A 21,200-nucleotide genomic window follows, 5' to 3' on the forward strand; every position below is an offset into this window, starting at 1 on the left:
ACATGGGACTCGCACTGCGCAGTATCGGTCTGCTCGCGCTGCTGTGCTGGCAGCTGCCCAGCGTGCACGCCCAGCCGCGGCGGTTGCCGCCGCCACGACCACCGATCCTGCAGGTGGCCGGCGCCGAGGTGCCGGTGCGGCTGACCGAGGCCCGTATCGACAGCCGTGTCATGGCGGGGCTGGGTGAAACCACGATCGAGTTGACCTTCCACAATCCCAACGCGCGGGTGCTGGAAGGGCAGCTGGCATTCCCGCTGGCCGCGGGCCAACAGGTGGCCGGGTTCGCACTGGATATCGACGGTGAGCTGCGCGACGCGGTGCCGGTCCCCAAGGCGCAGGGCCGCCAGGTGTTCGAGGCGATCGAGCGCCGCCAGGTGGATCCGGGGCTGCTGGAACAGACCGCCGGCAATCAGTTCCGGCTGCGGCTCTATCCCATCCCGGCGCGTGGTGAGCGTCGCGTCCGTCTGGTGCTGCGCGACAGCCTGTCGACCGTTCCGCAGGGCCTGCAGTGGTCACTGCCCGTGTTCTTCGCACGCCAGGCCGAGCAGGTGACGGTGAAGCTCGAGGCGAGCGGGACGGGCAAGCCGGTCGCCGTGGGCGCCAATCCACTGGGATTCACAGTGAAGACCGGCGTCTATGCGGCGCAGTGGCAGGGGCGGGGCGCGGATCTGCCTGCACAGCTGCAGTGGAACCTTCCGCTCGCGCGCAGCACTGACGTGGTCACCGGTCTGCATGAGGGGCAGCGCTATCTGCTGGCCAGCGTGCCGGTGCGTGCGTCCACTGCGCCGCGCGTTCTGCCTCGGCGCATCGGCCTGCTCTGGGACGCGTCGGGCTCGGCAGGGTCACGCGACCGCGCGGCCGAACTGGCGGTGCTGGATCGCTACTTCAACGCCCTCGGCACCGGTCAGGTCCAGTTGACCGTGCTGCGTGACCGCAGCGAAACGCCGCGGGAGTTCACCGTCAACAAAGGCGACTGGTCAGCACTGCGCGAGTACCTGCAGGCACTGCCCAACGATGGCGCCAGTGCACTGGGCGACTGGATGCCGAACCCGGCCATCGGCGAGTACCTGCTGGTCAGCGATGGCCTGGCCAACTACGGCAGCCAGACGCTGCCCACGCTGTCGCCCGATCAACGCCTGTATGCGCTGAGCAGCGCCGGTGCGAAGACCGACACGCCGCGCCTGCGCGCCTGGACCAGCGCCCATCACGGTCAGCTGCTGCAGGTGAGTAGCGAGGCGGAGGTGCCAAGCGTGATGCCGCTGCTGCTCCAGCAGCCGGTCGACGTGGCCGATGTCGTGGGACGCGGCGTGGAGGACGTGGGCGTGGATGTCTCCAGCGCCACACAGGGCTGGATCCGTGTCACCGGTCGTGTGCTGCGTCCCGATGCGACGGTGCTGCTGTCTCTGCGCGGTGGCGGCAGCGATCCGCAGCCGATCACCCTCAACGTCGCGAACGCACGGGGGGCGGAAGGCGGCCTGGTCGCCCACGCGTGGGCGAATGCCCGCTTGGCAGCCCTGGCGGCGGACCCCGCGAGGGCGCAGGACGCCCAAGCGCTGGCGGAGCGGTTCGGCGTGGTGACCGCCGATACGTCCTTGCTGGTGCTGGAGACGCTGGAGGATTACCTGCGCTACGGCATCCGTCCGCCGGCCCCGTTGCGCGCGGCCTACGACCAGCGCCATGCGTTGACGGTGGCGGATGTGGCAAGCGAGCGGAAGCGCCGCCTGGATGGCATCGCCCGCCAGTTCGCCGAGCGCGAACAGTGGTGGAACACGCGCTGGCCCAAGGGTGCGCCGCCGCGGCCCAAGCCGGAATCGCGGTCCGTCGCCGCACCGGTCGCCATGGCGATGGCGCCGCCACCGCCGGCGCCTTCGGCTTCGATGGCCTTGGACAGGGTGGAGATGACGGCTTCGTTGGTCGCGGACCAGGCCGACGCCTCGAGCGAGCGCCTCGCCAAATCGGCCCCCAAAGCCAACCGCGGGCAGATCACCCTGACCCTGGCGCCGTGGGCGCCCGACTCGCCCTACGCGCGCCGTCTGCGCCACGCCACGCCGGCGCAGCTGTATCCGCTGTATCTGCAGGAGCGCGAACAGCACGCTGGTAGCAGCGCCTTCTATCTGGACGTGGCCGATCTCCTGCTGGCCAGCGGACAGCGTGATCTCGCGCTGCGCGTGCTCTCCAACCTCGCCGAGATGGACCTGGAAAACCGCCACGTGCTGCGCGTGCTTGGTTATCGCCTGATGCAGGCCAAGGCGCCGGCGCTGGCTGTGCCGGTGTTCCGGCAGGTGTTGGCGATGGGAGAGGAGGAGCCGCAGAGTTTCCGTGACCTCGGCTTGGCGCTGGAAGCAGCCGGGCAGTACCAGGCGGCGGTGGCATCGCTGTATGAAGTGGTGGTGCGCCCGTGGGATGGTCGCTTCGACGGCATCTCGCTGATCGCGCTGGATGAACTGACCCGACTGATCGCACGCGAGCGCGTCGACGCCTCGGCCATCGACCCGCGCCTGCGCCGTGCGATGCCGCTGGACCTGCGCGTGGTGCTGAGCTGGGACAGCGACAACAGCGACATGGACCTGTGGGTCACCGATCCCAATGGCGAGCGCGCCTACTACGGCAACCGGCTGACCTACCAGGGCGGGCAGATGTCGCAGGACTTCACCGGCGGCTATGGACCGGAGCAGTTCTCGTTGCGTGATGCCAAGCCCGGCACCTACAAGATCGAAGCGAACTACTTCGGCAGCCGCGAGCAGCTGGTCACCGGCGCCACCACGTTGATGCTGCGCCTGAGCACGAAGTGGGGCAGCCGCGACCAGCGCGACCAGCAGGTCACGCTTCGGTTGAAGGACCAGGCGGAGACGGTGCTGGTCGGGGAGTTCGAGGTGAAGTGAGCGGCCAATACCCCGCCAAGGCGATGCCGCCGATGAAGATCGCCGCGTTGCCGATGGCGTTGAACACTACCTCCACCACCGCCGTGTCAGGCAGTGCCAGTGCAGTGGCAACCGCCTCAAGCACCGGGCTGATGATGAGATACAACCCGATCACGGCGAGCACCCGCCCGATCCGCTGCCACGGCGCGTGCGGATCCAGCGGCCAGGCGCGCCAGTGCAGGAAGGCAAAGACCAGCATCAGACCCAGGTAACGCCCCGCGCTGTCTGCCGGGACGAGGTCGCCGGTCAACGCCGCTGCCGTCACCCCAACGCCCAGCGTGGCAAGGAGCAGGTAACGCGTTCTATTGTGATGTGCGGGGGTGGGCAGGCACTGCCAGGCAAACCAGCCCAAGGCCATTCCGACCAGCCAGCCGCCCAGCACATCGGACAGGAAGTGCCGGCCCAGGTACATGCGTGACAGCGCCATCAGCAGCGGCCAGCCGATCAACAGGGCGAGCCGCCAGCCGCGGCTGCGGATGCAGAAGCACAGCACCAGCGCCGTCATCGCCGCCGTGGCCACGCCCACATGACCACTGATGAACCCGTAGTCCGGATCCGGCTGCGCACGCAACGCTGCAATGGCTTCATCGGTCGGCAGCGACCAGAACGATCCGGCAGCGCCATCGGCCACCAGTGCATGGCCAGGGCGGCCCTTGTCCAGCACGTGGATGTCGACATCGCTGGGGCGGGGCAGGGCAGCACCCTGCTTGATCGCGTGCGTGGCCATCGACATCAGCAGCACCGCGAACATCACGCCCAGCCCGGCACGCAGGCGTATCCCGAAGCCGCACACCACGATCAGCAGGACGTAGGCCCACTCGTAGCCCAGCGTGCTGACAAAGCGCATGAGCGGCAACATCCATGCTGCATCGAAGAACGACTGCAGCCACACATGCCAATGGGTCTGGAACATCCGTATTCCTCAGTGCCGGGCCACCGCCCGCGTCACCGGCAACGATAGCGTCTGCCGGCGCAGTCCGAAAAGAGGGCGCAACCAGGCGACGCCGCGCCAAGTGACGAATGGCGGTCGCCAAGGGACGGGTGGGGCGCACTACCATGCGGGGATGAGACACCCTGACGACCCTTTGCAAATGGATGATTCAATGGCGAACGGACGTGCCGCGCGGTGGCGACCGGGTGCGCGGATGCTGGTGTGGTCGGTGATCCTGCTGACCACCGCGGTAGCCAATGCGCTGGTGGAAGTGATGGATGCGGGTCGCCGTGGCGAAGACCTGGGGCTGTGGCAGCCGATGATCTGGGAGCTGAGCAGCGTCACGATGATCCTGCTGACGCTGCCGGTCCTGTGGTGGGGCTGCCAGCGTTGGCCGTTGCACACCGATACCTGGAAACGACGGCTGCCGCTGTATCTGTTGGCCAGCGTGGCGTGGTCGCTGGTGCATGTCACCGGGATGATGGGGCTGCGCCATCTCGCCTATGCCGCGCTCGGCTACCACTACCAGGACGATGCCACCTGGCCGGTACGCCTGTTGTACGAGTACCTCAAGGATGTCCGTGCCTTCTTCACCTTCGTGGCGATCGAGCACTTCTTCAGCTGGTTCGGGCGGCGCCGGCAGGGCGAAGCGCATCTGCTGGCCGCGCCGGACGATGCTCCCCCGGTGGACGCCGTGGAGCGTCCGGAGCGGTTCCTGGTGCGCAAGCTGGGCCGCGACTTCCTGGTCGCCACCGGTGATATCGAGTACGCCCAGGCCGCGGGCAACTACGTCAATCTGCGGGTGCGCGGGCACGATTACCCGCTGCGCAGCACCATGGCGGCGCTGGAAGAGCGACTGGATCCGGGGATCTTCGTGCGTGCCCACCGCAGCTGGCTGGTGAACGTGCGGCACCTGGTCTCGATCGAGCCGCTGGACGGGGGCGAGGCCCTGCTGCACATGGACGATGGCGGCCGGGTGCCGTGCAGCCGCCGCCAGCTGCCCTCGTTCCGGCAGGCGCTGGCCGTGCAGGGGGCGGCGTGAGGTCAATGCGCACGGGGGCCGGCACCCCGCGGGCTTGGCCGGGCAAGCCCCGGATAGGCTATGATGGACAGTCTTTTCGCATGCATTAATCGCCGACATGATCGAGCTCAATCCTGTCCGCCAGCGCATCACCGATCTCACCGATCGCGTGCTCTCGCTCAGGGGGTATCTTTGACTACGACGCCAAGAAAGAGCGTCTGGAAGAAGTAACCCGGGAACTGGAAAACCCGGATATCTGGAACAACGCCGAGTACGCCCAGAACCTTGGCCGCGAACGCGCCAATCTGGAGAAGACCGTCGGCGGCATCGCCACGATCCTCGACGGCCTGACCGAGTCGGGCGAACTGCTGGAACTGGCCGAAAGCGAACAGGACGAAGAAACCGCCCTGGCCGTGGTCAGTGATCTGGACAAGTACCAGAAGCACGTCGAACAGCTGGAATTCCAGCGCATGTTCTCCGGGCAGATGGATACTGCGGCGGCCTTCGTCGACATCCAGGCCGGTGCCGGCGGTACCGAAGCCCAGGACTGGGCCGAAATCCTGCTGCGCATGTACCTGCGCTGGTGCGAATCGCGTGGCTGGAAGACCGAGCTGATGGAAGTCTCCGGCGGCGACGTCGCAGGCATCAAGTCGGCCACGCTGCGCGTGGAAGGCGATTACGCCTATGGCTGGCTGAAGACCGAAACCGGCGTGCACCGGCTGGTGCGCAAGTCGCCGTTCGATTCGGACAACCGCCGCCACACCAGCTTCACCTCGGTGTTCGTGTCGCCGGAAGTCGACGACAACATCGAAATCGACATCAACCCGGCCGACCTGCGTACCGATGTGTACCGCTCCTCCGGCGCGGGTGGTCAGCACGTCAACAAGACCGAATCGGCGGTGCGTATCACGCACATCCCGACCAACACGGTCGTGGCCTGCCAGACCGGCCGCAGCCAGCACCAGAACCGCGACAACGCGATGAAGATGCTGGCCGCCAAGCTCTACGAGCTGGAAATCCAGAAGCGCAACGCCGAGCGCGACGCGGTGGAAGCCACCAAGTCCGACATCGGCTGGGGCAGCCAGATCCGCAACTACGTGCTCGACCAGAGCCGTATCAAGGACCTGCGCACCGGCATCGAACGCTCCGATACGCAGAAGGTGCTGGATGGCGACCTCGACGAATTCGTCGAAGCCAGCCTGAAGTCCGGCCTGGCCGTGGGTGCCAAACGCACCGACGCCTGACCGTCGGGGCCGCCACGTGCGGCCCCGATCCGTTGTGCCCGGGCCACGCCCGGTTTCGCATTCCGCCCCGACCATCGGCATGATGGCGGGGACCGTACCTCCCCCCGACATACATAGACCCACGCCATGAACGATCAGACCGCCGCGCCGCAGCCCCCCGTCGACGAGAACAGCCTCATCGCCGAGCGCCGCGCGAAACTGACCGCCCTGCGCGGGCAGGGCATCGCCTACCCGAACGATTTCCGCCGCGAGCATTTCGCCGGCACCCTGCAGGCCGAGTTCGCCGATGCAGAACAGTGGACCGCCGAAGCACTGGAAGCCAGTGACCGCCAGGTCAAGATGGCCGGCCGCCTGATGGCCAAGCGCGTGATGGGCAAGGCCAGCTTCGCCCAGATCCAGGACGAGTCCGGCCGCATCCAGCTGTTCCTGCAGGGCAGCACCCTGGGTGAGGCCTACACCGCCTTCAAGGGCTGGGACGTGGGTGACATCATCGCCGTGGAGGGTGGGCTGACCCGCACCAAGACCGGTGAGCTGTCGGTCAAGGCCACCAGCATCCGCCTGCTGACCAAGTCGCTGCGCCCGCTGCCGGACAAGTGGCATGGCCTGGCCGACGTGGAGCAGCGCTACCGCCAGCGCTACGTCGATCTGATTGTGACCCCGGAGTCGCGCGAGGTGTTCATCAAGCGCTCGCGGATCATCCGCGCCATGCGCGCCTGGCTGGACAACCGCGACTTCCTGGAAGTCGAAACGCCGATGATGCATTACATCCCCGGCGGCGCCACGGCCAAGCCGTTCACCACCCACCACAACGCGTTGGACCTGGACCTGTACCTGCGCGTGGCCCCGGAGCTGTACCTCAAGCGCCTGGTCGTGGGTGGGCTGGAGCGCGTGTACGAGATCAACCGCAACTTCCGCAATGAAGGCGTCAGCACCCGCCACAACCCGGAATTCACCATGATGGAGCTGTACGAGGCCTACGCCACGTACACCGAAGTGATGGACCTGACCGAAGGCGTCATCCGTGACGTGGCCAGCAAGGTGCTGGGCACCACCACGGTGGAATGGGACGGCGCCACGATCGATCTGGCCCCGGCCTTCCGCCGTTGGCGCATGGACGAGGCGGTGCGTCACCACAACCCGGAGATCAGTGCGGCCGACTGCACCGATCGCGATGCGCTGGTGGCCCATTGCGAGCGCCTGAAGATCCGCATCAAGCCGTCCTATGGCTGGGGCAAGCTGCTGCTGGAGATCTTTGAAGCCACGGTCGAACACACCTTGATCCAGCCGACCTTCATTACCGACCACCCGGTGGAAGTCTCGCCGCTGGCCCGTGCCAATGATGACCAGCCGGGCTATACCGACCGCTTCGAGCTGTTCATCAACGGCAAGGAGCTGGCCAACGGCTTCTCCGAGCTGAATGATCCGGAAGACCAGGCGGCCCGTTTCCAGGCCCAGGTCACGGCGAAGGAGGGCGGTGATGACGAGGCCATGCATTACGACGCCGATTACATCCGCGCGCTGGAGTACGGCATGGCGCCGACCGGCGGCCTGGGCATCGGTATCGACCGGCTGGTGATGCTGCTCACCGGCAGCAGCTCGATCCGTGACGTGTTGCTGTTCCCGTATATGCGTCCCGAAAACTGAGACGTACGTCCGGGCGTGCTTGGGGCACGTCCGGATGGGGGTTCCGCTCCCGTGGCCGCGCGAGTATGGTTTCTGCGTGGCCTTAGCCAGGTGCTATGGCGTGATGGCCACGGACCATGACGGGTTGCAGGAGGTGCCTACACTGGCATCACACTGTGACGACGATCATGAACTGGGGTGTTCATGACGGGAGGCGGACCCATGCAAGGTGCCAGTGTCCAGAGCGGCGGAGTATCCTCTCCGCAGCATGTTCCAGTGTGGTCAAGGAAGAAGGCAGAAGCAGCCTTGAATATTGTCATCGTTGACGATCAGACGTCCGCGCGTACCATGCTGCGCCATGTCATTGAGGACATTGCGCCGGAATTGTCCGTGCACGACTTCGGCGATCCACTGACGGCGCTCGCCTGGTGCGAGTCGCATGCCGTGGATCTGCTGTTGCTCGATTACCGCATGCCGGAGATGGATGGGCTGGAGTTTGCCCGCCGTTTCCGTCGCCTGCCCAAGCACCGTGACATCCCGGTGATCCTGATTACCGTGGTCGGCGACGAGCCGATCCGCCAAGCCGCGCTGGAAGCCGGCGTGATCGACTTCCTGGTCAAGCCGATCCGCCCGCGCGAACTGCGTGCGCGCTGCTACAACCTGTTGCAGCTGCGCCAGCAGTCGGAGAACGTCAAGCAACGCGCGCTGTCGCTGGAGCAGCGCCTGCTGGCCAGCATGCACGAGGTGGAAGAGCGCGAGCGCGAAACGCTCTCGCGGCTGGCGCGTGCGATCGAGTTCCGTGATGCCGGCACCAGCGCCTACCTGGAGCGCATGGCGCACGTGGCCGGCCTGATCGCCGAGCAGCTCGGGCTGCCGGAGGAAGAGGTCAAGCTGATCGAGATGGCCGCGCCGCTGCACGACATGGGCAAGATCGCCATTCCCGACGCCGTGCTGCTCAAGCAGGGCAAGTTGAACGATGAGGAGCAGGCGATCATGCGCCGGCACCCGCGCATCGGCTACGAACTGTTGAGTGGCAGCCAGAATCGTTTCATCCAGGTGGGCGCGCTGATCGCGCTGCGTCACCACGAGCGGTACGACGGCAGCGGTTACCCGGATGGGCTGGTCGGTGACGCCATTCCGCTGGAAGCGCGCATCGTGGCCGTGGCCGATGTCTTCGATGCACTTATCTCACCGCGTCCGTACAAGGAAGCATGGACCATGGAAGCCACGCTGGCCTATCTGTACGCCCAGCGTGGACGGTTGTTCGATCCGCGCTGCGTCGATGCCCTGATGCGCGGCCGTCTCCAGCTCGAGGACATCTGCGCACAGCACTCCACCGCGTCATCCCGCCCGGGGATGTGATATGCGCCGTCTGTACCCGCGCCTGAAGCAACGTCTGGCGCAACGCCCGGATTCCGAGCATGGCCAGGCGATCGTCCGGATCGCGCTGATCACGGTGATCCTGCTGTATGTCCTCATGCCCGGCCCGCGCCATGACCTGCCGTCGGCGCAGTACCACGGCGTGCTGGCGATCGTATTGACCGGGCTGACCCTGTCGCTGGGCCTGTTTGGTTGGCTGCTCTGGCGGCCGGGGCGCTCGGACCCACGGCGCGTGGCCGGCATGCTGGCTGATTACGGCCTGATCGCGGCAGGCATGGTGCAGATGGGCGAGCCGCTGGCCTGGGTCTACATCGTGGTGATGTGGGTGACCGTCGGCAACGGCATGCGGTTCGGCAACAACTATCTTTACGTGGCCGTGGCGATGGCCATGGTGAGTTTCGGCTGTACCGCGCTGCTGACGCCGTACTGGGGGCAGAACGCACGCCTGGCGTTCGGTCTGTGGCTGGGCCTGGCCGCGGTGCCACTGTATTTCTCCACGCTGCTGCGCCAGCTGACCCGGACCATGGCCGAGGCACGCCGTGCCAACGAGGCCAAGAGCCGCTTCCTGGCCAACATGAGCCACGAGTTCCGCACGCCGCTCAACGGCCTGTCCGGCATGACCGAAGTGTTGGCCACCACCAAGCTGGATGAAGAGCAGCGCGAGTGCGTCAACACCATCCAGGCCTCCTCACGCAGCCTGTTGGCGCTGGTGGAGGAGGTGCTGGACATCTCGGCCATCGAAGCCGGCAAGCTGCGCGTCAACGCCGAGGATTTCGCGCTGGCCGATGTGATCCAGGCCATCGGCCTGATCCTGCTGCCACAGGCGAAGGGCAAGCGGCTGGACTACCGGGTCAAGGTGGCCGAGACCGTGCCGCCGCTGCTGCGCGGTGACGTCGGGCACCTGCGCCAGGTCCTGCTCAACCTGGCCGGCAACGCGGTCAAGTTCACCGACCATGGTCGGGTCGAAATCCGGGTGAGCGTGCTCAACGCCGAATCCAACGGCGGCGTGCGGCTGCGCTTCGATATCCTGGATACCGGCATCGGCGTCGCCGCTGAAATGCGCCCGCGTCTGTTCGAAGCGTTCGAGCAGGCCGATGTCAGCATGGCCCGTCGCCACGAAGGCACCGGCCTGGGCACGACCATCGCCAAGGGCCTGGTCGAGGCCATGGGCGGAGAGATCGGCTACGAGGACCATCCACCGCAGGGCAGCCACTTCTGGTTCGAGGTGCCGTTCGCGCCGCCCCGCGTGCCGCTGGGCACGGTCACCCCCGCCCTGGTCGGCGATGGGCTGCCGGACAGCAGCGGTAATGTGATCGCGTTTGCCGACCCGTTCCTGCGCCATCGTGCCCGCGTGCGCAGCATGCAGATCCTCGTCGCTGATGATCACGAGGCCAACCGCATGGTGCTGCAGCGGCTGCTGCAGAAGGCCGGCCACAAGGTGTTGTGCGTCAATGGCGGCGAAGCGGTGCTCGATGCGATGGCCGAGAGCGACTTCGATGCGGCCATTGTGGACCTGCACATGCCCGGCATGAGCGGCCTGGACATGCTCAAGGAACTGCGGGTGATGCAGGCTGGCGGTGGGCCACGCACGCCGGTGCTGGTCCTCAGCGCCGACGTGACACCCGAAGCGATCCAGCGCTGCACCCAGGCCGGTGCGCACACCTTCCTGGCCAAGCCGGTGGTCGCGGTGCGGCTGCTGGACGTGCTGGCCGACATCGCCTCCAACGGCCAGCTCAAGGCCAGCGCACCGATCGTGCGCACCGCCACCGCCCTGGATGGCGTGCTCGATCCGGGCGTGCTGGACGAGCTTGCCTCGCTGGGCATGGGCGATGGCTTCGAGCGCGAGTTCATCCGCCAATGCCTGGCCGACGCCGAACAGTGCATCGGTGTGGCGCTGGCCGATGGCGAGCGCGGCGACTGGGTGCACTTCCGCGAGCAGGCGCATGCGATCAAGGGCGTGGCCAGCAACCTGGGCCTGGTCCGCGTGGCGAACCGTGCGGGCGATCTGATGCGCATGGCTGACTGGCAGCTCAAGAGCGAGTGGCGCCAGCGCATGACCCTGCTCCAGACAGGCATCAAGGAAGGTCGCCAGGCACTGGATGCACGCGCCCAGCGCAAGGCGCAGGGGCAGGCCGACGACGGCGGCGACATGCGCTGAAAAAAAGCCCGGCGGCAGCCGGGCTTGAACAACACAGGGGAGGGGAGGACTCAGGCGACGTCGAGGGTGGCGCGGCGGGTCTGGGCCTTGATCAGGCGGTCCATGGTGCGCAGCGATTTGTCGCCCAGGGCGAGTGCGGAATCGACCCACACCTTGGTGATCTCCAGCAGTTCATCATAGCGCACGGCCTGGGCCAGATTGCGCGCGGCATTCATCGCCAGGTACGAGTGCGGAATGCGCTGATGCTGACGGATCAGATCCTCGACCGCCTTGACGCCGTGGCCCTTGGGCACCAGCACGTCGACCACGCCCATCGCGTACATCTCTTCTGAGGAATACACGCGGCCGTCCAGGATGATCTTCTCGGCCAGCTGCGGGGCCACGCGCTTGCACAGGAACGAGTAGGCGCCCATGCCCGGGAACAGGCCGAACAGCACTTCCGGCAGGCCCATGCCGCAGCCTTCTTCGGCCACGATGGTGTGGCAGGCCAGCGCCATCTCCAAGCCGCCGCCGAGCGCGTCGCCCTGGATCAGCGCGATCGAGCGCACGTCGCCACCGAAGCCGGTGTGCAGGTGGTGCACGCCTTCCACGCAGCGCTGCGCGTAGGTCAGCAGGCGGTCGCGGTTGCCCTCGCGGATCAGCCGGGTGAACAGATCCAGATCGCCGCCCAGGTTGTAGGCGTTCGCATCGGAGGCCAGCACGAAGTGGCGCAGCTTGCCGCTGTTGCGTTCGGCGGGGGTGCGGGTGATCGCGCTCATGAAATTCCACATCTCATCGAGCATGTCCTTCCGGCAGCACGGGCGGATGCCGCTGGAGGCATCGGCATGCATGTACAGCCAATGGGCATCGTCGTTGCCGGTGGTCGCGGTGCGGATGGTGGCGTAGCGATGATTGACGGGCAGCTTTTCAATGGTGCTCATGGCGATTTCCTCGGAGGCTGGCCCGCTGGGAGGACGGTGGGCGGCGGGCCTGACGGGTCCACACGCCGCGATCCTACACCCCCGGCATCTCATGCAATGCAAAAGGCCCCCGCCGTTGCCGGCAGGGGCCCTGTGAAGATGCAGCCGTTGGGGAACCGTTACGGCGCGGGCGTATCGCGCAGTTCGCGGCGCAGGATCTTGCCCACGTTGGTCTTCGGCAGTTCCTTGCGGAACTCCACGATGCGCGGGTGCTTGTAGCCGGTCAGGTTGGCACGCGCGTGTTCCTTGACCATCTCGGCGGTGAGGTTGGGGTCCTTCTTGACGATGACCACCTTGACCACTTCGCCGGACTTCTCGTCGGGCACGCCGACTGCGGCGACTTCGAGCACACCGGGCATCATCGCGATGACGTCTTCAACCTCGTTGGGATACACATTGAAGCCGGACACCAGGATCATGTCCTTCTTGCGATCCACGATGTAGAAGAAGCCCTGTTCGTCCATCCGCGCCATGTCGCCGGTGTGCAGCCAGCCCTCGGCATCGACCGCCTGTGCAGTGTCCTCCGGGCGCTGCCAGTAACCCTTCATCACCTGCGGGCCCTTGATGCACAGCTCGCCGACTTCACCGGCCGCCAGGGTCTGACCGTTGTCATCCTTGACGCAGGCGTCGGTGGACGGAATCGGCAGACCGATCGCGCCGTTGTACTCGGCCAGGCTGAGCGGATTGATGCAGGCGGCCGGCGAGGTCTCGGTCAGGCCATAAGCCTCGACCAGGGTCACGCCGGTGACCTTCTTCCAGCGCTCGGCGACGGCGCGCTGCACCGCCATGCCGCCACCCAGGGTGACCTTCAGCGAGGAGAAGTCGATCTCGTCGAAGCCGGGGGTGTTGAGCAGGCCGTTGAACAGCGTGTTGACGCCGGTGATCGCGGTGAAGCGGGTCGCCTTGAGCTCCTTGACGAAGCCCTTCATGTCGCGCGGATTGGTGATCAGGTAGTTGCAGCCACCGAACTTCATGAAGACCAGGCCGTTCGCCGTCAACGCGAAGATGTGGTACAGCGGCAGGGCGGTGATGATCACCTCCTTGCCCATCTCGATCCCCGAGGCGGAAATCCACGCCGAGGCCTGCTGCATGTTGGCGACCAGGTTGCGGTTGGTCAGCATCGCGCCCTTGGCCACGCCGGTGGTGCCGCCGGTGTACTGCAGGAAGGCGACATCGTCGTGGTCGATCTCGACCTTGGGGAGGGTGTGGCGGCTGCCGAGCTTGAGTGCCTGGTTGAAGCGGATCGCGCCGCGCAGGCTGTAGTTGGGCACCATCTTCTTGATGTACTTCAGCACGAAGTTCACCACGATGCCCTTGGCGCCGAGCATGTCGCCCAGGCCGGTGGTCACCACCTGCTTGATCGGGGTATCGGCGATGACCTGCTGCACGGTGTCGCAGAAGTTGTCGACCACCACCAGCACGGCCGCGCCGGAATCCACCAGCTGATGCTTGAGCTCGCGGGCGGTGTACAGCGGGTTGACGTTGACCACGGTCAGGCCGGCACGCAGCACGCCGAAGGTCGCGATCGGGTACTGCAGGCAGTTGGGCATCATCAGGGCAACGCGGTCGCCCTTCTTGAGCTGCAGCTCACCGAGCAGGTAGGCGGCGAACTGTTCGACCAGTGCGTCCGTTTCCCCGTAGGTCAGAACCTTGCCGAAACTGGAGTAGGCGGGGCGGTCGCGGAACTTGGCCACCGAGGTGTCGAAGACGGCCGAGACCGAATGGAACTCGTTGACGTCGATCTCGGCGGGTACGCCTTTGGGATAACTCTGCAGCCAGGGTCGTTCCAGACTCATATTCCCCCTCCAGGAAACGTGGATGATGTAACGCGATGACGGAGAGTATCCGTCGTTTCATGCCTCGGCAGCATACCGTCCCGAATGGGAAACGCGAAGGGCCTGTGAAGAAAGGCCGCAGAGGGTCACCAGGACGCGTTGTTTGCGACATGCCCGGTCGATGCCCACGACCAACGGTCGTGGGCTACCGTGTGGACCACGACCGGTGGGCGTGACCCGACGCCACAGCAACGCGGCGGCTGGCTTACTTCTTCCCCGCCAGCTGGCGCAGCACGTACTGCAACAGGCCGCCGTGCTTGAAGTACTCCACCTCCTTCGGGGTCAGCAGCATCACATGCGCCTCGAACGTCTTCTTCGTGCCATCGCCCTTGGTGGCGGTGAGGGTGGCCGACTTGCTGGCGCCATCCTCCAGGCCGGTGATGTCCACCACTTCCGAGCCGTCCAGGCCCAGGCTCTGTGCGTTCTCGCCATTCTTGAACTGCAGCGGCAGCACGCCCATGCCGACCAGGTTGGAGCGGTGGATGCGCTCGAAGCTCTCGGCGATCACCGCCTTGACGCCCAGCAGGTTGGTGCCCTTGGCCGCCCAGTCGCGGGAGGAGCCGGTGCCGTATTCCTTGCCGGCGAACACCACCAGCGGGACGCCCTCGGCCTTGTACTTGACGGCCGCATCATAGATCGCCAGTTTCTGCGGCTCGCCGCCGTCCTTCGGGAAGTACAGCGTGTTGCCGCCTTCTTCGCCGCCGAACATCAGGTTCTTGATCCGGATGTTGGCGAAGGTGCCGCGCACCATGACGTCATCATTGCCGCGGCGGCTGCCGTAGCTGTTGAAGTCGGCCGGCTGCACGCCACGCTCCTGCAGGAAGCGGCCTGCAGGGGAATCCTTCTTGATGTTGCCGGCCGGGGAGATGTGATCGGTGGTGATCGAGTCGCCGAACAGGCCCATCACGCGCGCGCCGTGCACGTCATCGATGTGGCCGACGTCCATTGTCATGCCCTCGAAGTAGGGCGGGTTCTTGATGTAGGTCGAGCTGCCGTCCCACTCGTACAGATCGCCATCGGGCGACTTGATGGTGTTCCAGCGGGTGTCGCCCTTGAACACGTCGGCATAGTTCTTCTTGAACATCTCCGGCCCGATGGTCGCGGCGATCACGTCGCCGATTTCCTTGTTGCTCGGCCAGATATCGCGCAGGTACACCGGCTGGCCATCGCTGCCCGTGCCCAGCGGCTCGGTGGTCAGGTCGATATCGGTGGTGCCGGCGATGGCGTAGGCGACGACCAGCGGCGGGCTGGCCAGGTAATTCATCTTCACTTCCGGGTGCACGCGGCCTTCGAAGTTGCGGTTGCCCGACAACACCGAGGCCACCACCAGGTCACCGGCGGCGATGCCGGCACTGACTTCGGTGGGCAGGGGGCCGGAGTTGCCGATACAGGTGGTGCAGCCATAGCCGACCACATAGAACCCGACCTTCTCCAGCTCGGTGAGCACACCGGCTTTTTCCAGGTAATCGGTGACCACGCGCGAGCCTGGGCCGAGCGAGGTCTTGACCCACGGCTTGCGGTCCAGGCCCTTGGCTGCGGCGTTACGCGCGAGCAGTCCGGCACCGATCATCACCGCCGGATTGGAGGTGTTGGTGCACGAGGTAATCGCGGCGATCACCACCGCGCCATCCTTCAGACGGAATTTCTGGCCATCCAGCTCGACATCGCTGTAGCCCTTGGCCAGCTGTTCGTTGCCGACCGCCGCGCCGCCACCTTCGTTGACGAACGTGGAGACGTCATCGTTGCGCTTGTCGCGGTTGGTGGTCAGGCCGACCAGATTCTCGCGGTAGTTCTGCTTGACGTCTTCCAGCAGCACGCGGTCCTGCGGGCGCTTGGGACCCGCCAGCGACGGCTTGACCTCGCCCATGTCCAGTTCCAGCGTGGCGCTGTAGCTGGCGTGCGCGGTGTTGGCGTCGTGCCACAGGCCCTGGGCCTTGGCATAGGCCTCCACCAGCGCGATCTGTTCCTCGCTGCGGCCGGACAGGCGCAGGTAGGTCAGCGATTCCTCATCGATCGGGAAGATGCCGCAGGTCGCGCCGTACTCCGGCGCCATGTTGCCGATCGTGGCACGGTCGGCCAGCGGCAGATGCTGCAGACCTTCGCCGAAGAACTCCACGAACTTGCCGACCACGCCGTGCTTGCGCAGCATCTGGGTGACGGTCAGCACCAGATCGGTGGCGGTGGCGCCTTCGGGCATGCGGCCGGTCAGCTTGAAGCCGACCACCTGCGGGATCAGCATCGACGACGGCTGGCCGAGCATGGCGGCCTCGGCTTCGATACCGCCTACGCCCCAGCCGAGCACGCCGATGCCATTGATCATGGTGGTGTGGCTGTCGGTCCCGAACACGGTGTCCGGGTACGCCACCGCCTTGCCATCCTTGTCCGCAGTCATGACGACGCGGGCCAGGTTTTCCAGATTCACCTGGTGGACGATGCCGGTGTTCGGCGGCACTACCTTGAAGTTGTCGAAGGCCTTCTGGCCCCAGCGCAGGAAGCCGTAGCGTTCCTGATTACGCTGGAATTCGATCTTGCCGTTGAGGTCCAGCGCATCGGGCGTACCGAACACATCAACCTGCACCGAGTGATCGATCACCAGCTCGGAGGGGATCTGCGGATTGATCTGCTCCGGGCGTCCGCCGAGCTTGACCACCGCATCGCGCATCGCGGCCAGATCGACCACGCACGGCACGCCGGTGAAATCCTGCAGCACCACGCGGGCGGGCATGAAGGCAATCTCGATGTCGGGCTCGGCCTTGGGGTCCCACTGGGCTACGGCCTGGATGTGGTCCTTGCCGACGGTCACGCCGCCATCCTCGTGCCGGAGCAGATTCTCCAGCAGGATCTTCATCGAATAGGGCAGGTGGGAAATGTCGAACGTCTGTCCGAGCTTGGGCAGGCTGAAGTAGTCGTAGGTGGTGCCGCCGACGTCCAGCTGGCTGCGGGTGGAGAACGAATCGCTCATTGCAGAAACTCCTCTTGCGGATGGCTTGCAAGGGCTGCGCCGGAACGCGCCTGCTTGCGGCTGCCGTCGGGCTCGCTGCGCCCGCCGATGCGTCGCAGTATGCGACAGCGGCAGGGGCGTGCCAGCCCTTGGGCTCAGGACGGAAGGTTACACAGGCATGTGTAGTGCCGATGTCATCGCCCGGGGCCCGAATGCAGACGGGGCGCCATGAGCGCCCCGTCGGGAAGTAGCTGGTGGGCGGCCGCTTACTTGCCGTTGGCGGCATCGATCAGCGGATTGCCGGTCTTGCCCACGGCATTGGTCTTGGACTTGGCCGACAGCACGCCGGTCTTGCCGAACTCGAACACCGTGGCTTCCTGGACGTTCTTGCCGAACGACTTGATCTTGACGAAGTCGTAGTACCAGACCTGCGTGTCGCCAAGCTGTTCGCGGCGGCTGGGGGCACCGAAGGCGCCGCGGACATCCTCCTGGGTGGTCTTGCCCACTTCGGCGGCATCCAGCTGCTGCTGGGTGATCTCGGTGCCGGTGGTGTAGGCGCCAAACGGGTTGGCATGCGCCGGCGGGGCCGCGAGGGCCAGCGGGGCAGCAATCAGCAGGGCAAAGGCGAGGGTGGTGGCGCGCATCGTGGGATGTCCTTGTCTATCGATGGGTGTGCGGGTCGCCAGGGTGACGGGAAGTGTCCGCGTCCGGGCGGCAGCGGTGGCTGCCCGACCAGTCTAGCCTTCTTGCGCGGCCCACGGCGCCCGCAAGGCAGGCGGCGCCTGGATTTGCCCCTGAACGATAAAGTACGTACAATTCATACATACTTTTTGAGGCGTACCCCATGGAAGCCACCGTTGCAGAGCGCGGACAGATCACCCTGCCCAAGGCCGTGCGTGATGCGTTGGGGCTGACCAAGGGCACCCAGCTCACCGTCGAGCTGGAAGGCGGCCGCATCATCCTGCGCAAGAGCGTGGACGATGCGATCTCACGCGCCCGCGGCAAATTCGCGCTGGACGGCTTCGAGTCGTCCGAGGCTGCGGTGAAGGCCGTCCGTGACGAAGACTGAGCCTGCGATGATCGCCGTCGATTCGCCGGTGCTGATCGAACTGCTCAGCAACGGCCCGCAGGCTGACGCCGTGGAGGCCTGTCTGCGCCAGAACCTGGTCGGCGGCCGCGTGGTGGTCTGCGGGGCGACCCTGGCCGAACTGTGCGCCTCGCTGCGCGGCGGTGCCGAAGTGCTCGAGGCGCTGGAGGAAATGGGCGTCCATTTCAACGCGCTGGAAGCCAAATCGGCCCTGCGTGCAGGCGAGATGCAGCGCCGTCACCGGCAGCGCGGCGAAGGCCGCCGCAGCCTGGACGACTTCATGGTGGGTTCGCACGCACTGCTGCAGTGCGACGGCCTGATCACCTGGAACGACAAATTTTACCGCGACTACTTCAAGGGCCTGAAGCTGATCGTGCCGCACGCCTGAGCCCATACTTTTAAACCGCATTCTTTCAAAGAATCACCCGGGAGTTGTCATGTTGGAAGCCTACCGCCACCACGTAGCCGAGCGCGCCGCGCTTGGCATCCCGCCGCTGCCGCTGAGCGCCCAGCAGACGGCCGACGTCATCGAACTGCTGAAGAACCCGCCCGCTGGCGAAGCCGAGTTCCTGCTGGAACTGCTGACCCACCGCGTGCCGGCCGGCGTCGATGACGCTGCCAAGGTCAAGGCCTCGTACCTGGCCGCGATCGCCCTGGGCAGCGAAGTCAATCCGCTGATCACGCGCGAGCGCGCCACCGAACTGCTGGGCACCATGCTCGGCGGTTACAACGTCGCGCCGCTGGTCCAGCTGCTGGACGACAGCGCCGTGGGTGCCATCGCCGCCAATGCGCTGAAGAACACCCTGCTGGTGTTCGATGCCTTCCACGACGTGCAGGAAAAGGCCAAGGCCGGCAACGCGAACGCCCAGGGCGTGCTGCAGAGCTGGGCCGATGCCGAATGGTTCACCAGCCGTCCGCAGGTGCCGGAAAGCCTGACCATCACCGTGCTCAAGGTGACCGGCGAAACCAACACCGACGACCTGTCGCCGGCCCCGGATGCCACCACCCGCCCGGACATCCCGCTGCACGCCCTGGCGATGCTGAAGAACAAGCGTGATGGCATCGAGCCGGAAGAAGATGGCAAGCGCGGCCCGGTCAAGTTCCTGGAATCGCTGAAGGACAAGGGCCACCTGGTTGCCTATGTGGGCGACGTGGTCGGTACCGGTTCCAGCCGCAAGTCGGCCACCAACTCGGTGCTGTGGTTCACCGGCGAAGATATTCCCTTCATCCCGAACAAGCGCTTCGGCGGCGTGTGCCTGGGTTCGAAGATCGCCCCGATCTTCTACAACACGATGGAAGACGCCGGCGCGCTGCCGATCGAACTCGACGTGTCGCAGATGAACATGGGCGATGTGATCGAGCTGCGCCCGTACGACGGCAAGGCCCTGAAGGACGGCGCCGTCATCGCCGAGTTCAAGGTCAAGTCCGACGTGCTGTTCGACGAAGTGCGCGCCGGTGGCCGCATTCCGCTGATCATCGGCCGCGGGCTGACCGCCAAGGCGCGTGAAGCGCTGGGCCTGGCCCCGACCGATCTGTTCCGCCTGCCGATGGACCCGCCGGATACCGGCAAGGGCTTCTCGCTGGCGCAGAAGATGGTCGGCCGCGCCTGTGGCCTGCCGGAAGGCCAGGGCATGCGCCCGGGCACCTACTGCGAACCGAAGATGACCTCGGTGGGCTCGCAGGACACCACCGGCCCGATGACCCGTGACGAGCTGAAGGATCTGGCCTGCCTGGGCTTCTCGGCCGACCTGGTGATGCAGTCGTTCTGCCACACCGCGGCGTACCCGAAGCCGGTGGACGTCAAGACCCACCACACGCTGCCGGAGTTCATCTCCACCCGTGGCGGCATCTCGCTGCGCCCGGGCGACGGCGTCATCCACAGCTGGCTCAACCGCATGCTGCTGCCCGACACCGTCGGCACCGGTGGCGACTCGCACACCCGTTTCCCGGTGGGCATTTCGTTCCCGGCCGGCTCGGGCCTGGTCGCCTTCGCCGCTGCCACCGGCGTGATGCCGCTGGACATGCCCGAATCGGTGCTGGTCCGCTTCAAGGGCAAGATGCAGCCGGGCGTGACCCTGCGTGACCTGGTCAACGCGATCCCGCTGTACGCGATCAAGTCCGGTCTGCTGACCGTGGCCAAGGCGGGCAAGAAGAACATCTTCTCCGGCCGCATCCTGGAAATCGAAGGTCTGCCGGAGCTGAAGGTCGAGCAGGCGTTCGAACTGTCCGATGCCTCGGCCGAACGTTCGGCCGCCGGTTGCTCGGTGCACCTGAACAAGGAGCCGATCATTGAGTACCTCACCAGCAACATCACGCTGCTGAAGTGGATGATTGCCGAGGGTTACCAGGACGCCCGTTCGCTGGCGCGCCGCATCGAGAAGATGGAAGCCTGGCTGGCCAACCCGGAGCTGCTGGCCCCGGATGCCGACGCCGAATATGCCGCCGTCATCGAGATCGACCTGGCCGACATCCACGAGCCGATCGTGGCCTGCCCGAACGATCCGGACGACGTCAAGACGCTGTCCGACGTGGCCGGTGCGGCGATCGACGAAGTGTTCATCGGTTCGTGCATGACCAACATCGGTCACTTCCGTGCGGCGGCCAAGCTGCTGGAAGGCAAGCGCGACATCCCGACCAAGCTGTGGGTGGCCCCGCCGACCAAGATGGATGCTTCGGAGCTGACCAAGGAAGGCCATTACGGCACCTTCGGCACCGCCGGCGCCCGCATGGAAATGCCGGGCTGCTCGCTGTGCATGGGCAACCAGGCGCAGGTGCGTGAGGGCGCGACGGTGTTCTCGACCTCGACCCGCAACTTCCCGAACCGTCTGGGCCGCAACTCCAACGTGTACCTGGGGTCGGCCGAACTGGCCGCGATCTGTTCGCGTCTGGGTCGCATCCCGACCAAGGAAGAGTACATGGCCGACATCGGCGTGCTGGATGCAAGCAGCAAGGACATCTACCGCTACATGAACTTCGACCAGATCGAGGACTACCAGGACGTGGCGAAGACGGTCGCTGCCTGATGCGGTAGTGCCGGCCGCTGGCCGGCACCCCGTTGAAATGAAAACCCCCGGTGAGAATCGGGGGTTTTCGTTTGGTG

Annotated in this window: 14 protein-coding genes; 9 read left to right on the forward strand and 5 right to left on the reverse strand. The window is 66.0% G+C overall.

Going from position 1 to position 21,200, the window contains the following annotated elements; genetic code table 11:
- Positions 1 to 2: 2 nt before the first annotated feature.
- Positions 3 to 2,882 (forward strand): VIT domain-containing protein, encoded by a 2,880-nt coding sequence (locus EDF74_RS05680; protein WP_123729156.1) that lies wholly within the window; start codon positions 3 to 5, stop codon positions 2,880 to 2,882.
- Here the strand turns inward: EDF74_RS05680 and EDF74_RS05685 are convergent.
- On the reverse strand, positions 2,821 to 3,834 hold the full coding sequence (locus EDF74_RS05685; protein WP_123729157.1) for a phosphatase PAP2 family protein: 1,014 nt from the start codon (positions 3,832 to 3,834) through the stop codon (positions 2,821 to 2,823). The two genes, EDF74_RS05680 and EDF74_RS05685, sit on opposite strands and share 62 nt — an antisense overlap.
- 190 nt (positions 3,835 to 4,024) lie before the next feature.
- On the opposite strand from EDF74_RS05685, the gene EDF74_RS05690 reads away from it, so the two are divergent.
- From EDF74_RS05690 to EDF74_RS05710, 5 genes are all read left to right on the forward strand, one after another.
- A complete protein-coding gene (locus EDF74_RS05690; RefSeq protein WP_123729158.1) occupies positions 4,025 to 4,894 on the forward strand; it encodes a LytTR family DNA-binding domain-containing protein in 870 nt (289 codons plus the stop codon).
- 97 nt (positions 4,895 to 4,991) lie between these two features.
- Positions 4,992 to 6,117, forward strand: a protein-coding gene (gene prfB / locus EDF74_RS05695; RefSeq protein WP_123729159.1) for a peptide chain release factor 2 whose coding sequence is annotated in 2 segments (ribosomal slippage) — positions 4,992 to 5,066 and positions 5,068 to 6,117 — 1,125 coding nt in all. Because the reading frame shifts where the segments join, the coding sequence is not laid out codon by codon here.
- Positions 6,118 to 6,243: 126 nt separating this feature from the next.
- Positions 6,244 to 7,761: a lysine--tRNA ligase gene (lysS, locus tag EDF74_RS05700; protein ID WP_123729160.1), complete on the forward strand. Its 1,518-nt coding sequence runs from the start codon at positions 6,244 to 6,246 to the stop codon at positions 7,759 to 7,761.
- Between the two features lie 201 nt (positions 7,762 to 7,962).
- Positions 7,963 to 9,102 (forward strand): response regulator, encoded by a 1,140-nt coding sequence (locus tag EDF74_RS05705; protein WP_123729161.1) that lies wholly within the window; start codon positions 7,963 to 7,965, stop codon positions 9,100 to 9,102.
- Position 9,103: 1 nt separating this feature from the next.
- A complete protein-coding gene (locus EDF74_RS05710) occupies positions 9,104 to 11,278 on the forward strand; it encodes an ATP-binding protein (protein WP_123729162.1) in 2,175 nt (724 codons plus the stop codon).
- 50 nt (positions 11,279 to 11,328) lie between these two features.
- Here EDF74_RS05710 and EDF74_RS05715 read toward each other — a convergent pair whose 3' ends face one another.
- The 4 genes from EDF74_RS05715 to bamE form a co-directional block, all read right to left on the reverse strand.
- On the reverse strand, positions 11,329 to 12,198 hold the full coding sequence (locus EDF74_RS05715; RefSeq protein WP_123729163.1) for a crotonase/enoyl-CoA hydratase family protein: 870 nt from the start codon (positions 12,196 to 12,198) through the stop codon (positions 11,329 to 11,331).
- Positions 12,199 to 12,356: 158 nt separating this feature from the next.
- Positions 12,357 to 14,033: a long-chain fatty acid--CoA ligase gene (locus EDF74_RS05720; protein ID WP_123729164.1), complete on the reverse strand. Its 1,677-nt coding sequence runs from the start codon at positions 14,031 to 14,033 to the stop codon at positions 12,357 to 12,359.
- 244 nt (positions 14,034 to 14,277) lie between these two features.
- Complete coding sequence (gene acnA / locus EDF74_RS05725) at positions 14,278 to 17,034, reverse strand: aconitate hydratase AcnA (RefSeq protein WP_123729165.1); 2,757 nt, start codon at positions 17,032 to 17,034, stop codon at positions 14,278 to 14,280.
- Between the two features lie 245 nt (positions 17,035 to 17,279).
- Positions 17,280 to 17,657, reverse strand: coding sequence for an outer membrane protein assembly factor BamE domain-containing protein (gene bamE / locus EDF74_RS05730; protein ID WP_123729166.1), 378 nt, complete (start codon positions 17,655 to 17,657; stop codon positions 17,280 to 17,282).
- A gap of 200 nt (positions 17,658 to 17,857) precedes the next feature.
- On the opposite strand from bamE, the gene EDF74_RS05735 reads away from it, so the two are divergent.
- From EDF74_RS05735 to acnB, 3 genes are read left to right on the forward strand one after another with little or no spacing between them, the layout of a single operon-like run.
- Positions 17,858 to 18,082: an AbrB/MazE/SpoVT family DNA-binding domain-containing protein gene (locus EDF74_RS05735; RefSeq protein ID WP_123729167.1), complete on the forward strand. Its 225-nt coding sequence runs from the start codon at positions 17,858 to 17,860 to the stop codon at positions 18,080 to 18,082.
- A gap of 7 nt (positions 18,083 to 18,089) precedes the next feature.
- Entirely contained in the window at positions 18,090 to 18,488 is a 399-nt protein-coding gene (locus EDF74_RS05740; RefSeq protein WP_123729168.1) for a type II toxin-antitoxin system VapC family toxin, read from the forward strand.
- 49 nt (positions 18,489 to 18,537) lie between these two features.
- Positions 18,538 to 21,123: a bifunctional aconitate hydratase 2/2-methylisocitrate dehydratase gene (acnB, locus tag EDF74_RS05745; protein WP_123729169.1), complete on the forward strand. Its 2,586-nt coding sequence runs from the start codon at positions 18,538 to 18,540 to the stop codon at positions 21,121 to 21,123.
- Positions 21,124 to 21,200: the final 77 nt, after the last annotated feature.

The sequence above is a fragment of the Stenotrophomonas rhizophila genome (assembly GCF_003751305.1).
GTDB classification, from domain to species: domain Bacteria; phylum Pseudomonadota; class Gammaproteobacteria; order Xanthomonadales; family Xanthomonadaceae; genus Stenotrophomonas; species Stenotrophomonas rhizophila_B.